15 protein-coding genes are annotated in these 13,716 nt (G+C 72.3%); 10 read left to right on the top strand and 5 right to left on the bottom strand.

Annotation, left to right across the window (positions count from 1 at the left end; genetic code table 11):
- From ACFY3I_RS41240 to ACFY3I_RS41210, 7 genes are all read left to right on the top strand, one after another.
- Window positions 1-430 (top strand): LuxR C-terminal-related transcriptional regulator (locus ACFY3I_RS41240; protein ID WP_390866095.1); only part of this gene is annotated, 430 nt, incomplete at its 5' end.
- Window positions 431-847: 417 nt separating this feature from the next.
- The gene (locus ACFY3I_RS41235) at window positions 848-1,915 is read left to right on the top strand and encodes an alpha/beta fold hydrolase (protein ID WP_390866094.1); all 1,068 of its coding nucleotides are present in this window, start codon (window positions 848-850) and stop codon (window positions 1,913-1,915) included.
- 70 nt (window positions 1,916-1,985) lie between these two features.
- Window positions 1,986-2,774, top strand: coding sequence for a creatininase family protein (locus ACFY3I_RS41230; protein ID WP_390866093.1), 789 nt, complete (start codon window positions 1,986-1,988; stop codon window positions 2,772-2,774).
- 659 nt (window positions 2,775-3,433) lie between these two features.
- Entirely contained in the window at window positions 3,434-4,285 is an 852-nt protein-coding gene (locus ACFY3I_RS41225) for an alpha/beta fold hydrolase (protein ID WP_390866092.1), read from the top strand.
- A 113-nt stretch (window positions 4,286-4,398) separates the two neighbouring features.
- Window positions 4,399-5,280 (top strand): helix-turn-helix domain-containing protein, encoded by an 882-nt coding sequence (locus ACFY3I_RS41220; RefSeq protein WP_390866091.1) that lies wholly within the window; start codon window positions 4,399-4,401, stop codon window positions 5,278-5,280.
- A 104-nt stretch (window positions 5,281-5,384) separates the two neighbouring features.
- Window positions 5,385-6,248, top strand: coding sequence for an alpha/beta fold hydrolase (locus tag ACFY3I_RS41215; RefSeq protein ID WP_390866090.1), 864 nt, complete (start codon window positions 5,385-5,387; stop codon window positions 6,246-6,248).
- Between the two features lie 26 nt (window positions 6,249-6,274).
- Window positions 6,275-6,994, top strand: a complete 720-nt coding sequence (locus ACFY3I_RS41210; RefSeq protein WP_390866089.1) for a hypothetical protein — start codon at window positions 6,275-6,277, stop codon at window positions 6,992-6,994.
- Window positions 6,995-7,011: 17 nt separating this feature from the next.
- Here ACFY3I_RS41210 and ACFY3I_RS41205 read toward each other — a convergent pair whose 3' ends face one another.
- Window positions 7,012-7,491: a hypothetical protein gene (locus tag ACFY3I_RS41205; protein ID WP_390866088.1), complete on the bottom strand. Its 480-nt coding sequence runs from the start codon at window positions 7,489-7,491 to the stop codon at window positions 7,012-7,014.
- Window positions 7,492-7,755: 264 nt separating this feature from the next.
- Here ACFY3I_RS41205 and ACFY3I_RS41200 point away from each other — a divergent pair, with 264 nt between their 5' ends.
- The gene (locus tag ACFY3I_RS41200) at window positions 7,756-9,015 is read left to right on the top strand and encodes a cytochrome P450 (protein WP_390866087.1); all 1,260 of its coding nucleotides are present in this window, start codon (window positions 7,756-7,758) and stop codon (window positions 9,013-9,015) included.
- A gap of 6 nt (window positions 9,016-9,021) precedes the next feature.
- On the opposite strand, the gene ACFY3I_RS41195 is transcribed toward ACFY3I_RS41200, so the two are convergent.
- The gene (locus tag ACFY3I_RS41195; protein ID WP_390866086.1) at window positions 9,022-9,408 is read right to left on the bottom strand and encodes a hypothetical protein; all 387 of its coding nucleotides are present in this window, start codon (window positions 9,406-9,408) and stop codon (window positions 9,022-9,024) included.
- Window positions 9,409-9,683: 275 nt separating this feature from the next.
- Here ACFY3I_RS41195 and ACFY3I_RS41190 point away from each other — a divergent pair, with 275 nt between their 5' ends.
- Entirely contained in the window at window positions 9,684-10,268 is a 585-nt protein-coding gene (locus ACFY3I_RS41190; protein ID WP_390866085.1) for a TetR/AcrR family transcriptional regulator, read from the top strand.
- A complete protein-coding gene (locus tag ACFY3I_RS41185; protein ID WP_390866084.1) occupies window positions 10,265-11,056 on the top strand; it encodes a hypothetical protein in 792 nt (263 codons plus the stop codon). The genes ACFY3I_RS41190 and ACFY3I_RS41185 overlap by 4 nt, the downstream gene beginning before the upstream one ends.
- A gap of 31 nt (window positions 11,057-11,087) precedes the next feature.
- Here the strand turns inward: ACFY3I_RS41185 and ACFY3I_RS41180 are convergent, their stop codons facing one another.
- The 3 genes from ACFY3I_RS41180 to ACFY3I_RS41170 all read right to left on the bottom strand — a co-directional run bounded on the left by ACFY3I_RS41180 (window position 11,088) and on the right by ACFY3I_RS41170 (window position 13,701).
- Window positions 11,088-11,984, bottom strand: a complete 897-nt coding sequence (locus tag ACFY3I_RS41180; RefSeq protein ID WP_390866083.1) for a Bax inhibitor-1/YccA family protein — start codon at window positions 11,982-11,984, stop codon at window positions 11,088-11,090.
- Between the two features lie 185 nt (window positions 11,985-12,169).
- Window positions 12,170-12,814, bottom strand: a complete 645-nt coding sequence (locus ACFY3I_RS41175) for a peptide deformylase (RefSeq protein WP_390866082.1) — start codon at window positions 12,812-12,814, stop codon at window positions 12,170-12,172.
- Window positions 12,815-12,900: 86 nt separating this feature from the next.
- Complete coding sequence (locus ACFY3I_RS41170) at window positions 12,901-13,701, bottom strand: GNAT family N-acetyltransferase (protein ID WP_390866081.1); 801 nt, start codon at window positions 13,699-13,701, stop codon at window positions 12,901-12,903.
- Window positions 13,702-13,716 lie beyond the last annotated feature (15 nt).

The following is a 13,716-nucleotide window of genomic DNA, read 5'->3' as shown; positions in this document are numbered from 1 at the left end:
CCAAGCCGAAACCCACCCCGCCGCCACCCACTTCCCCTACGAACTCGCCCGCATCCGCCTCGCCCACGGCATCCGCCTCCGACACACCCAGGGACCCAAGAACGCGCGACAGCTCCTGGTCAGGGCCGCGGAGACGTTCGAGCGACTGGGCGCGCCGGTCTGGTCCGAGCGGGCCCGGGCCGAGCTGAGGGCATCGGGTCTGGCCACACGGGCCACGTCCGCGCAGCTCGCGGAACTGACCTGGCAGGAGCGCCGGATCGCCGAACTCGCGGCCGGCGGCCTGACCAACAAGGAGATCGGCGAACGGATGCACCTGTCCCCCCGCACCGTCAGCTCACACCTGTACCGGGTCTTCCCCAAACTCGGCATCACCTCACGCGCCGCCCTGCGCGACGCACTGGGCAGACTGGAGGACGGGCACGGCGGCTGAGGGCTCACCGACAGGCCGGTCAGTCGAATGACTGAGGACCGCTCCGGGCGCGGGCGGGCGCGGCGGGCCGTCCGGAGGAGCCGCGTGTGGCCACACGTGTGTGAAACCGCGGCTCCGAGCGGAAACCCCGGTGCGCAGGCCGGTTCGTGTCGCCGTGCGCGCCCGACCGTCATATGACTGATGTGTCCGGTTTCCCTGCAGACAAGAGTGTGTACCGCCGATCACGTCCCCGCAAAGGGGGCACCTCGGACCGGCCGGCCTCGCCGGAGATCATCTCGCGTCACCTGTTTGACAGGTGACGGAGCTTGTGCGAGGGTCGTCGCGCCAATGAGCCGCGCGGTGATCCCACAACGCCGAAGCGTCCGGGAGATCTCCCGGACGCGGGCCGGTCACCGGAAACGCACGAGAGGGATTCACATGATCAACAGGCGTACCTTCAGCAAGGCCGTCGGCCTGGGCACCGGCGCGGCCGCGGTCTCGCTGGCCGGCTTCCAGACCGGCGCGGCCGCCTCCACCCCCACGCGCACGCCGGGCGGGTCCTCCGTTCCCGTGGTGCCCACCGTCACCCCCGGCACTCACACCGAGTTCAGCACGCTCAAGCACGTGAAGGCGGGTGTCCTGGACGTCGGCTACGCCGAGGCGGGCCCGGCGCACGGCCCGGTCGTCATCCTCCTGCACGGCTGGCCGTACGACATCCACAGCTTCGTCGACGTCGCGCCGCTCCTCGCCGACCAGGGCTACCGCGTCCTCGTCCCCTACCTGCGCGGCCACGGGAGCACCCGCTTCCTGTCCGGCCACACCCCGCGCAACGCCGAGCAGTCCGCCATCGCGCTGGACATCATCGCCTTCATGGACGCCCTCAAGATCCAGAAGGCGCTCCTGGCCGGCTTCGACTGGGGCTCGCGCACCGCGGACATCATCGCCGCCCTGTGGCCGGACCGTGTGAAGGCGCTCGTCTCCACCAGCGGCTACCTCATCACCGACCGCAAGGCGCAGCTGGAGCCCGCGGCACCGGCCGTCGAGCACAACTGGTGGTACCAGTGGTACTTCGCCTCCGAGCGCGGCAAGAAGGCCATGGAGAACGAGACCGAGCGCATCGCGCTGTGCCGCTACGTGTGGACGCTCGTCTCGCCGAACTGGAATTTCGACGACGCCACCTACAACCGCACCGCCCAGGCCTTCAAGAACCCCGACTACGCCGCCGTCGTCCTCTACAACTACCGCTGGCGCATCGGTCTCATCGAGGGCGACCGACGCTACGACCGCTACGAGAGGCAGCTCGCGGCGCAGCCCACGATCGGTGTCCCCACGGTCACCCTCGACGCCGCGCTCGACCCCTTCACGCCGCCCGGCGACGGCTCCAGCTACCGCCAGCACTTCACCGGCGCGTACCAGCACCGGACCGTCGCGAACATCGGCCACAACCTGCCGCAGGAGGCGCCCACCACCTTCGCCCAGGCCGTGGTCGACGCCGACCACCTCTGAGTCCCGCACCCGTCACCGGGCCGGCGCCCCGCCCTGGTGCCGGCCATGCCACTCCCAGGAGGAGTCCCAGATGACCGAAGTCCAGTGGAACCGGCTGACGGCCGCCGAACTGCGTGACCTGGCAGCGCGGGACGCGGTGGTCCTGCTGCCCATCGGGGCCACCGAGCAGCACGGTCCTCACCTGCCCACCGGCGTCGACGACCTGCTGGCGGCGGAGGTGTGCCACCGGGCGGCGGCGGTGCTGGCAGCGGAGCACACCGGTGTCGTGGTGGCCCCGTCGATCTCCACGGGGCTGTCCGAGCACCACATGGCCTTCGGCGGCACCCTCACGGTCAGCCTGCCCACCCTGCACGCGCTGCTGCGTGACCTGTGCCGTTCCATGATCCGGGTGGGTTTCTCCCGCATCCTGATCGTCAACGGCCACGGCGGGAACATGACCGCCCTCAACGCCCTCACGACCGAGCTGACCGTGGAGCTGTCGACGCCGATCGCGTTCGCCAGTTACTTCGGTGTCGGGCGGGAGGTGGTGCGGGACACCCTGGAGACCCAGGACGGCCTGATGCACGCCTGCGAGGGCGAGACGTCCATGATGATGGCCGCATACCCCGAACTGATCCGGCCCGGGCACCTGAGCGAGGCGCACGGGCCGCGGATCACCCTGCCCGCGGAGTCCACCGAGCCGGTGTACATCGCCGTTCCCTTCGACCGGATCACCCCGAGCGGGGTCGCGGGCGATGCCCGGGTGGCGACCGCGGAGAAGGGTGAGCGGATGCTGGCCGGCTGCGCGTCGACGCTGGCGGAGATTCTCCGCAACGACCCCTGGGCGCAGGTGGGACAGCGGCCCCGGCCGGTTGACTGACGGGGGCGGACGGGGGTGGGCCCCGACGGAACACCTGTGCGCCGGACCCGGTCGCGCGGCCGGAAAGGCATGCCTTTCCGGCCGCGCGGTCGTTGAGGACCCGCCGCGCGGATCGGCGGACGTGGCCACCGCCTGCGCAAGAGACGAGCGGCAACGGGGGAGCCGCCCACCCCGGCCAGGGGCGGACCGCGGACGCGACCGCCCGGACCACGCACCACGCAGAACGGCGGCCACGGCCTTCCGAACCCGGCCCGGAAGCGACGCCGGGTGCGACCGCAGGGCCGCGCGCGCCCGGCGGAACGGGAGGCGTGGCCGCCCGTTCGGGTGTGAAGCCCGGTACGGGACGAGGGCCGGACGGACCACACCCGAGGGCGGCGTCACGCTCCGGCGGGGCCTCTGGAGGTGCCGGCGGGCACCGTGCCCGCCGCCGGTCGCCCTCGGGCGTGGTCCGGGCGCCTCGCCGTCCGCAGCGGTGCGCACTGCGGCTCAGGCCCGTTTCACGGCCCCACGCGCTTCGGCGCGAACCCTTCGTCACCACCTTGACAGGTGATTCCAAGCATGACAGGTTAGTCACCAGTCAAGGCGGTGACGCGAGTCCGGTAAGACCGGACCGCATCGCTCCGGAACATCTGTCGAAACACATGTGAAAGAGGTCTGTCGTGGTGAGCATCAAGGGTGGGCGCAAGCGGATGGTGACGGGTGTGGTCTCGACGCTCACGGCGGGGCTCGCGCTCGGCGCGTTCGCCCTCAGCGGCACCGCCAACGGCGCGACGAACACCCCCGAGGCGAGCCGGCACGCCAAGCCGACGATCGTCCTGGAGCACGGCGCCTTCGCCGACGGCTCCAGCTGGAACGGCGTCATCGCCGACCTGCGTGCGGACGGTTACCCGGTCGTCGCCGCCGCCAATCCGCTGCGCGGCCCGGCCGCCGACGCCGCCGCCCTGCGCACGGTCCTCGACCACGTCAAGGGCCCGAAGATCCTGGTCGGCCACTCCTACGGCGGCAACGTCATCAGCGAGGCCGCCACCAACGATCCGCAGGTCAAGGGCCTGGTCTATGTCGCGGCCTTCCTGCCGGCCCCCGGCGAGAGCGCCCTGGAGCTGACCAACAAGTACCCGGGCTCCACGCTCCCGGACGCCCTCGACCCGGTCACCTACCAGCAGTCCGACGGCTCCACCGCCACCGACCTGTACATCCAGCAGGACAAGTTCCGCCACCAGTTCGCCGCCGACGTCCCCGCCGCCCAGGCCGCGCTCATGGCCGCGGAACAGCGGCCCATCGCACAGTCCGCCCTGGAGGAGAAGGCCACCAGCGCCGCCTGGAAGACCATCCCCAGCTGGGACATCGTTACCACCCGCGACCTCAACATCCCCGCCGCGGTGCAGCGCTTCATGGCCAAGCGCGCCCACTCCCACACCACCGAGGTCGCCGCGTCCCACTCGGTCGCCGTCTCCCACCCGCACCTGGTGGCCGACGTGATCGAGCGGGCCGCCCACGCCACCGTCCGCTGACGCTCTCCCGGAGGGCGGCGGGACACCAGTACCGCCGCCCTCGGGACGCCCCAGGGGACATCACCCGACACGGCACACCTCACGTGTGCGTGGTTCGCGGGAGAATGGACACCATGACCTCACGCTCCGACCCCCGTGCGCTCGGGGAGTTCCTCAAGGCCCGTCGGGCTCAGCTGGACCCCGGCGAGTGCGGTCTGCCCGGGACGGACTCCGCCCGCAGGGTCACCGGGCTGCGCCGCGAGGAGGTCGCCCTCCTCGCCTCCATCAGCGTGGACTACTACACCCGGCTCGAACAGGGCCGCGTCCGGGCCTCGGCCCCCGTGCTCGTCACCCTGGTCCGCGCCCTGCGCCTCGACGACGACCAGCAGAGCTACCTCTACGAGCTGGCCGGGCGCACCGACGACCGCCCGCGCCGCCGCACGGCCGCCCAGCGGGTGCGGCCCGCGATGCGCCGACTGCTGGACGAGCTCACCGCGACCCCCGCCCTCGTCCTCGGCCGGCGCCTGGACGTCCTCGCCTGGAACCCGGCCGCCACCGCCCTCTACACCGACTTCGCCGCCGTCCCCGACGACCGCCGCAACTATGTACGCCTGCTGTTCACCGACCCCGTGATCCGCGGCATGCACAAGGACTGGGAGCACGACGCCCGCGACGCCGTCGCCGCCCTGCGCATGGAGGCCGCCGCCGACCCCGACGACCCCGAACTCGCCCGCCTGATCACCGAACTGTGCGCCCGGGACGCGGACTTCCGCAACTGGTGGGCCGAGCACCGCGTCAACAGCGCGACCTACGGGACCAAGCACTACCGCCACCCCCTGGTCGGCGACCTCACCCTGGACTGCGACACCTGGGCCGGCTCCGACGGCTCCGGACAGCGGCTGATGGTCCTGACCGCCGAGACCGGCACCCCCTCCCACGACGCCCTGCGCATCCTCACCACCTGGACAGCCACCGATCCGGCCGACGCCGGGCCCGCCCGGAACAGGGCCCGGTGACCAGGCGGATCCGCGGCCCCCGCGCCGTCCGGCCCCCCGCACACGAGTGAACCCGAGCACCGTCCCCTCTCGTACTCGTAGTGAAGTGCGAGAAGAGGTGGCACATGCTGGCGTACGACACCCTGGGCAGCGGGCCCGGTCTGATCCTCCTGCCCGGGATCGGAGGCTCCGCGGCCGATACCTGGGACCCGCTCACGGCCGATCTCGCAGCCACGCACCGCGTGGTCCTCGTCGACCTCCCCGGATCGGGAATCAACCGACTGCCGGCCGGCCCGCTGCAGGCAGATGACCTGGCCGACGAGGTGGTGGCCACGGCGCACCACGCCGGGCTGCGCGAATTCGTGATCGCGGGGATCTCGCTCGGTGCCGCCGTCGCCGTCAAGGTCGCCGCCCGCCATCCCGACCGGGTCCGGGGCCTGTTCACCCTCGCCGGCTTCGCCCGTCCGCGTACCGCGCTCTGGCTCAGCCTGGAGATGTGGGCATCACTGCACGTCCACCGCGACGAGAAGCTGAACGCGTTCCTGACCTCGCTGTCCTTCTCCGAGGACTACCTGGCCGAACTCACGCCGGAAGCGGCACGGCGGCTCACCTCCCGGCTGGTGACGTTCGCTCCCGGCACCGCCCAGCAGATCGCCCTGGCCCTCGGTACGGACCTGCGCGCCGAACTCGCTTCGATCACGGCCCCCACCCTGGTGGTCGCGGCCACGGGAGACCGATTCGTGGCCCCGGAGCACTCGGTTGAACTCGCGCACGGCATCCCCGGTGCGCGGCTGGCCGCGGTCAAAGGCGGCCACGCCGCCACCTACGAGGAACCCGAGCGGACTCTGGAGATCCTCACCGCGTTCCTCCGCGGCATCCGCCCGACCGGCCGGGCGGACTCCGCCACGCTCCTCCTCCAGCGCCCGGAGCAACCCGCACCGCGGATCGTGGTGACCGCTCCCGCCCCCCACCACCCACACCGACGCTGACCCCGCCCGAGGATCCCGAGACCGTCATGCGCGTCCACTTCGTCGTCCACGAGGAGTTCGAGGCCCCCGGCGCCTACGCCCGCTGGGCCCACGACAGACAGCACGCCGTCACCTTCTCCCGGCTCTACGCCGGCGAGCCACTCCCGTCGTCCCCCGACGGTATCGACCTGCTCGTCGTGATGGGCGGCCCTCAGTCCCCGGCCACGACCATCGCCGAGTGCCCGCACTTCGACGCGGCGGCCGAGACGGCGCTGATCGCCGCGTGCGCGGTGGCAGGCAGGGCCGTCGTCGGCGTCTGTCTCGGCGCGCAACTGCTCGGCACGGCGCTCGGGGCACCCAGCCTGCCCAGCCCGGAGCCGGAGATCGGCTCCTTCCCCGTCACGCTGACCGGGGCCGGCCGCCGGCATCCCCTGTTGGAAGGCTTCGACGAGTGCTTCGACTCCGGGCACTGGCACCAGGACATGCCGGGCCTCACGCCCGACGCGACCGTGCTGGCCGCCAGCGAGGGCTGCCCCCGGCAGATCGTGGCCTACGGCAGGTTCCTGTACGGGTTCCAGTGCCACATGGAGTTCGACCCGGACATCGTCGAGGCACTCATCGGCTCGGCACGGCAGGAACTGGCCGCGCTCGACGGCCGCCGATTCGTACAGCGGCCGCAGGAACTGCGCCGCACCGACCACCGGGCGGCCAACGCACGGCTCCACGTATTCCTGGACCGGCTCGTGGCCGACCAGGCGGCGGCCTGACCGGGGGCGGTGCCCACTCAGTCGGTCAGCCGCTCCAGGGCCCGGGTGGCGAGACGGAGCGCGGCATGCAGTTCGGTCACCTCGGCGACCGTGGGCCGGACGACGGCCGACCAGTCGCCGCGCAGTCCCGGCCAGAGGGCCAGCAGAACCTGGGCGCCCGGCAGACCCAGGTGCGCCGTGACATCCGTCCGGTCCTCGCCCGCGGGTGTCCAGGACAACAGGACGCGGCCCGCCGGCACCCGGGAGGACCCGCTCAACGGCATCCAGGTAGCCAGCAGCCTGCCGCGCACCGGCCTGACGAGCGCGCCCCGGACGTCGGCCGGCATGGGCGCCCCGGTCAGTGCGGACAGGTCGACGAGCGCCGGACCGGCTTCGGAGCCCCGTACCAGGGTGAGAACGGGACCGTCCGGGCCGACGGACCGGGAACGCCGCCCGGAGGACGAAGCCGTCCGCGCATGTCCACGGCATGGCCGGTCACACCTGTCGTACCTCGTCATGTCCGCTCCTTCCGTACCGGTGTGTCACGTTCGTGGGGTTGAGTCTTCCGGTCACGAGCCCTGGACACATCCGTCATCTGACTGCGAGGGTCCTACGGGGACACCCACCAGTGCGGTTTCGGAGCGTGCCAAACACGTATCAGTTCTTCCGCGCCATATGCTCGCGGCCTTACTCTGGACCCACTCGGCGGCAACGTGTGCCGCCCTGGCCTGCTCCGGCCTCGCTCGGGCGTCCGGCCGGCCACCTCCCTCCCTGGAGCCCAGATGCGACCCGACCCGTCGGAGCTGTCCCTCGACCACCCCGTCTGCGATCTGAATCCCTTACGGGAGACACACGCCGAGGCGGCGCACTGGCGGCGGTACGGCCCGCTGGTGCCCGTCACCGTGATGGGCGGTGTGAGGGCCTGGGCCGCGGTGTCCGCCGACGCCGCGCGCACGGTGCTCGAAGCCCACCCCGATCTCGCCAAGGACCCGGCCCACTGGGGCGCCTACCGCCGTGGCGAGGTACCCGCCGACTGGCCGCTGCTGAGCCTGATCGTCGCGGACTCGATGCTCAACGCCGACGGCGCCGACCATCTGCGGCTGCGGCGGCTGGTGACGTTCGCGTTCACGCCCAAGCGTGTGGCGGCACTCGCGCCCAGGGTCCGGGAGATCACCCGGGCCCTCCTGGACACCCTGGAGTCCGGCGGCACGGACACGGCCGTCGATCTCAGGAGCCGCTTCGCCCACCCACTGCCGCTGCTGGTCATCTGCGAGTTGTTCGGCCTCTCGGACCTCGCGCAGCAGGGCCTGCTGCGCGAGCACTACGAGACGATGCTCAGTGTCGAGGCCTCCGACGACGCCCGCCGCAAGGCGGCCCTGGGGCAGCGCGAGGTGCTGGGCCGCCTGGTCGCCGACCACCGTAACGACCCCCGCGACGACGTGACGGGCGCCCTGATCGAGGCCCTGGACGAGGAGGGCGGCAGGCTGAGCGAGAAGGAGCTGATCGACACCCTGGAGATCATTCTGCTCGCCGGGCACGAGACGACGGTCAACTCCCTCACCAGCACCGTCCACGCCCTGCTCAGCCACCCCGAGCAGCTCGCACTGGTGCGCAGGGGCACGATCGGCTGGCCGGCCGCCGTGGAGGCGGGACTGCGCTGGAACGCTCCGCTGCGCAGCGTCTACATGCGCTACGCCGTGCGCGACACGGTGCTGCACGGGGTGACGGTACGGCGCGGCGAGCCGGTCCTCGTGGCCCTGGCGGCGGCCAACCGGGAGCGGCCGGACGAGCCGGCTCCGGAGCGTTTCGACCTGCTGGCCCCCCACGGACGTCAGCTCGCCTTCGGCGCGGGCCCGCACTTCTGCCTCGGCGCCGCCCTGGCCCGGCTGGAGAACGCCGTCGCCCTGGAGGAGCTGTTCGCCCGGTTCCCTGACCTGGACCTCGCGGAGCCCGAGTCGGACCTCGTGCCGCTGGTCTCCCCGGCGATCAACGGGCTCGCCTCCCTGCCGGTCGTCCTGAACGGCGGCGCCGGGGCGGCGTGAGTGCCGTCACTGCTCCTCGTCCTCCGGGGCGCGGTTGCGTGCCACCCGCTCCACCAGGGCAAGGGCTTCGGTGAGCACCGCGTCGGCGTCCGCTCCGGAACACCCGGTCACCTCGATCAGCCGGGCGAGCAGACGGGCGAACCGGCCGCCGCCCGCGTACAGCAGGGCGACACTGCCCTCCAGCAGGGTCTCGCGGACCCGGACCGGGGTGAACCGCCCGTCTCCGGCACAGGCCACGACCAGCCGGGCCGCGAGGGTCCGCTCCAGCGGCCCCGGGGTCCACCTGCCCTGGCCGAGGTCCTCGGCCAGGGCAGGGAGCAGCGAGCCGAGCCGCTCCACGGATGTCGCGGACCGCTCCTGGACGGCGAGGTGAGCGGCGGTGTCAGGAAACATGGAAATCGGTGGCCTTCTGCTCGGCGCGGACGCACCGCGTGTCGGGGCCCGTCCTGCCGACGGGGCACGACGCGCTGTCCGTCGTGACAGCGGGGCGGTGTAGGTTTCATCCAGAATACGTGTCTGGTGAACACCTGCCGCATCGGCTCACCGGCCCCCCGGGCGTCCGCTCCCGGAGCGGACGGAGTCGCACATACGTATCCGGCGCATCGGCCACCGTCCGCAGGGGCGGGTCGGCGCCCACTGGCACGACCACCGGAGAGACCGGAGCATCGATGAGATCGGACGCGCGCTCCAACCGGCTGCGCATCCTGGAGGCGGCGGCGGAAGTGCTCGCGCTGCCCGGCGACACCTCGCTGAAGTCCATCGCCCGCAGAGCGGGCGTGGGCCAGGGCACCCTCTACCGCCATTTCCCCACCCGGGAGTCCTTGGTGCTCCAGGTGTACGGGCAGGAGGTCGAGGATCTGGTGAGCGCCGTCCCCGTCCTGCTGGGCACCCAGTGCCCCGCGCAGGCCCTGCGCACCTGGCTGGGGCGGCTGCTGGACTTCGGCAGACGCACACCGGAGTTCGCGGACGCGCTGCGCGGGACCACGGGCGCACCGATGGACCTGTGCGGGCAGGCCCACCAGCCGCTGCTGGACGCTCTCGCCACGCTGGTGGAGGCCAACCGGGCGAGCGGCACCATCGACTCCTCGACGACGGCCGACGACGTCCTCCTGCTGATCGGACCGCTGTGGCGGGTCGGCACGCGGAAGGAGGAACACCTGCGGGCGGTTCGGCTCTTCGACGTGCTGCTGCGCGGACTGTGTCCGCCGGGTGCCGCGCGCGGCGCCGCCGAGGAGACCCGGGCGGTGGGATGAACCCCGGCGGGGGCACGGGACGTCGTGCCGGTGCGATCGGTCATCCTCTCCCGGCACGGACGTCGGACACCTCACCGCGGGCCGTACCGAGGCGGCTCGCGCACGGGCGGCTGCACCTGCTGCTCACCCTCGACTCACTGCTCGTCGTGCTCGTCTCCGTCAACCGCAGGGCCCACTCCACCCTGGCACCCGTCGCGGAGAACGGGTTCCTGCGCCGGGTCGAGGCGGGCAACATGCTGCTCGGCCTGTGCACCGTGCTGCTGTACTACCTGGTCGCCGCCCACCTTGTGCGCGACTCGGCCCGGCGGCGGCGCGGCGCGGTCTTCGCGCTCGGCGCCCTGTTCACCACCGGTGTGTACGTGTACGGCCTGAGCCTCGGCGACCACGAGATCACCAACTACCTGCACGGGCGCTTCTGCTCGCGGACCCTGCCCGCGATCTGCCGGGTCGTCGCCTTCAACGACGACGTGTTCTCCGACCTCGTGTTCCTGGCCGGGTTCACCCTGCTGAACACCATGGTGATGGCAGTCCAGTTCCTCTTCCCCACCGACCGCGCTCCTCGCCCCTGGGACACCGTGCTGCTCGCCGTGAACGCGCTGTTCATCGGTGCGGGCATCACGGCCAACCTGGCCTTCGAGAAGGCGCTGTTCGACCCGTTCGTGATCGGTGCGACGGCCGTGCTCGCGCTGATCCTGCTGAGGCTCGCGCCGCGGCAGCCGATGCTCCGCTACTACGCCGTCGCGTACACCGCCGGGCTCGTGGCCACGGTCGTCGTCAAGGCGCAGTGAACGCGCGCCGCCTGCCTGCCGCGCGCGGTGGTCAGTAGGCGACGTCCTCGGCCGGGAACAGGGTGAGCAGCCGCACGGCCTCCACGTACAGCCATGACAGGGTCAGGGTGACCCCGAGAGCCGCCGACCAGCACTGTTCCCAGGGGGCGCCGTGGGCGAGGGCGTCCTCCACCCTCCGGTAGTGCAGGGACAGGAAGGCCGCCGCGAGGACGACTCCCACCAGGCCCATGAGCCCGCCGAGTCCCGCGGGGCGCAGACCAAGGCCGTCCGCGCCCATGACGGGGAACAGGATCCAGTCCGCCAGCGCCAGGTAGCCGACGCCGAGCAGCCCGGCCCCGGCGAACGGCCGGAACCGTCGGCCCGCCCGAACCCAGTGCAGCTTGTAGGCGAGCAGGGACCCGGCGGCGGCGGACATCGTCCCCAGCACCGTCTGGACGAGGAACCCCGGGCACACATGACGGGAGACCGTGCTGGAGAGCACGCTCAGGAACACGCCCTGGCAGGCGGCGAACGCAAGGGTCAGGGCCGGCGAGGGCCGGTTGCCACGGCACTGGACCACCACGAGCGCGGCAGCGGCCAGTCCGGCGCCGGCGGCGATGCCGTACGCCACGGCCGTCCCGACGGTGAAGAACGCCAGTACGGTCCACGACAGGGTCGCCGTCATGACCGTCACCGCGAGTCCCAGCGCCGCGCGGGACAGCACGTCGTCCATCGTCATCAGGTCGGCGACCAGGAGGGGCAGCGGCGCGGGACCGTCCTCGTCGAGGCGGTGGGCGTCCTGGCCCGAGCCGGACATGCCCCACGGGACGGCGATGCTCGCCCGGGGATCCCTGACCGCCGTCTTCTGCCCGCCCCGGCGTCTGAACTGGGGCCGGGAGAGTACCGGGTTGCTGCTCGTCAGGGAACGCGTCTGCTCGGCCGGTGTCACGTCAGATCCTCTTCTCCGTGTCGGACGTACCGCTACCCGGGAGAGCGGGTGTGGGTGTGCGGTCCCGGGTGCCGACGGGTTGTCGGAAGGTGTCGGCCGTCGTCAGCCTCCACCGCCGGACAAACCGTGCGCATCAGTCACTTGACGGTGGGATCGGCCGGGTCCGCCCGGCCCTCGACGGACCGTCACGGCAGCTCGAATCCCAGCTCCCGGGCGGCCGACTCGGGGGTGGGCTGCGCCCAGTGCTCCGCCACGGCCTCGTTGGTGGACAGCGACCGCGTGTGGGCCACGTCCAGGTAGAGGGTGCCGTCGAGATGGTCGGTCTCGTGCTGCACGATGCGTGCCGGCCACCCGGTGAACATCTCGTCGACCGCCCGGCCGTGTTCGTCATGGGCCCGCAGCCGTACCCGGGCGTGCCGGGCCACCACGGCCTGCCAGCCCGGGACGCTCAGGCAGCCCTCGAAGAACGCGGCCCTGGTGTCGTCCTCGGGCTCGTAGGAGGGGTTGACCAGCACCCGGAAGGGCAGCGGAACGCGTCCCCTCGCCTCCAGCGCCTCCCGTCCACCGCGTGCCCGGTCCTCCACCACGGCGATCCGCAGGCCCACGCCGACCTGCGGCGCGGCCAGGCCGACACCGGGAGCCGCGAGCATCGTCTCGCGCAGCGCGGCCACGAACCGGCCGAGCAGTGCGTCGTCCAGCTGGCCGTCGTAGGGCTCGGTGACACGGCGCAGGACCGGATCGCCCGCGGCGACGACGGGCAGCGGGCCGCCGGCTTCGAGGAGTTGCTCGATCCGGTCGGACAGGGGCGGGTGTGTCGGTGAAGTAGCCATGGGCGCCAGCTCTCCATGTGTCTCGTGATACGTGTGCGCGAGTGGGCCCCGGGGCGGCACCGGACTGTGCGGCCTTCCCCGGGTGCTCAGCCTGCGAGGGTGTAGAAGCGGATCGGCGAGTTCGGCTCGAAACCGATGCGCGGGTACACGGGCGCCCCGGCGGCCGTGGCGTGCAGGGTGGCACGGGTGAGTCCGGTGGCGCGGGCGCCCTCGTACAGCGCCTTGCGTGTCACCGCCTCGCCGTACCCCCGGCGCTGCCGGTCGGGTTCGGTGGCGACGAGTACGACGAACAGCCGGCCGTCCGCCTCGACGGTGGCCGCGCAGGCGACCGGGACACCGTCCTTCAGCGCCAGGTAGGCGTACACCTCCCGTTTCCACAGGGTGGAACCGAGCAGCCCGTCACGGCCCGCCGCCAGGGGGAAGCCGTAGGCGCGCGAGTTGATGTCCGCGTAGGCGCGCAGCTGTTCGTCGGTGGTCACCCGCTCGAAGGTCAGCTCCGGGTGGCAAGGCTCGGGGAGCGGCAGCAGGTCACCGGCCATGCCGGTGCCGGCGAAGGCCTGGACCAGGCCGGCCCGCCGCGTGGCCTCCTCCAGCGCCGCGCGTGCGTCGTCGTCGAGGAGGTCCTCGAACAGCCACAGGAATCCCGGCCGACGCTTGGAGCGCATGATGTCCGCAGCCCGCACCAGTCGCCTGTCCAGGAGTTCCGGGTCCGCTGCGGCCTCGGTGAGGGTGACCGCGTTCCAGAAGGCGAAGTCGCAGTCGGCCCAGCGGACGGCGATGCCCGCCAGGTCCCGTACGTCCGCGCCGGTGTCCCGGTCGAGCACCATGGCGCGCCAGACCGTGGACAGCTGTGCCACGGATTCGACCGTGGCCGTGCGATCCGTCATGGCGGTGTCTCACCT

Source organism: Streptomyces sp. NPDC001068 (assembly GCF_042897315.1).
GTDB lineage: Bacteria > Actinomycetota > Actinomycetes > Streptomycetales > Streptomycetaceae > Streptomyces.
Note: the sequence above shows the minus strand (reverse complement) of the source record. Positions and strands in the feature narration are given on the sequence as shown.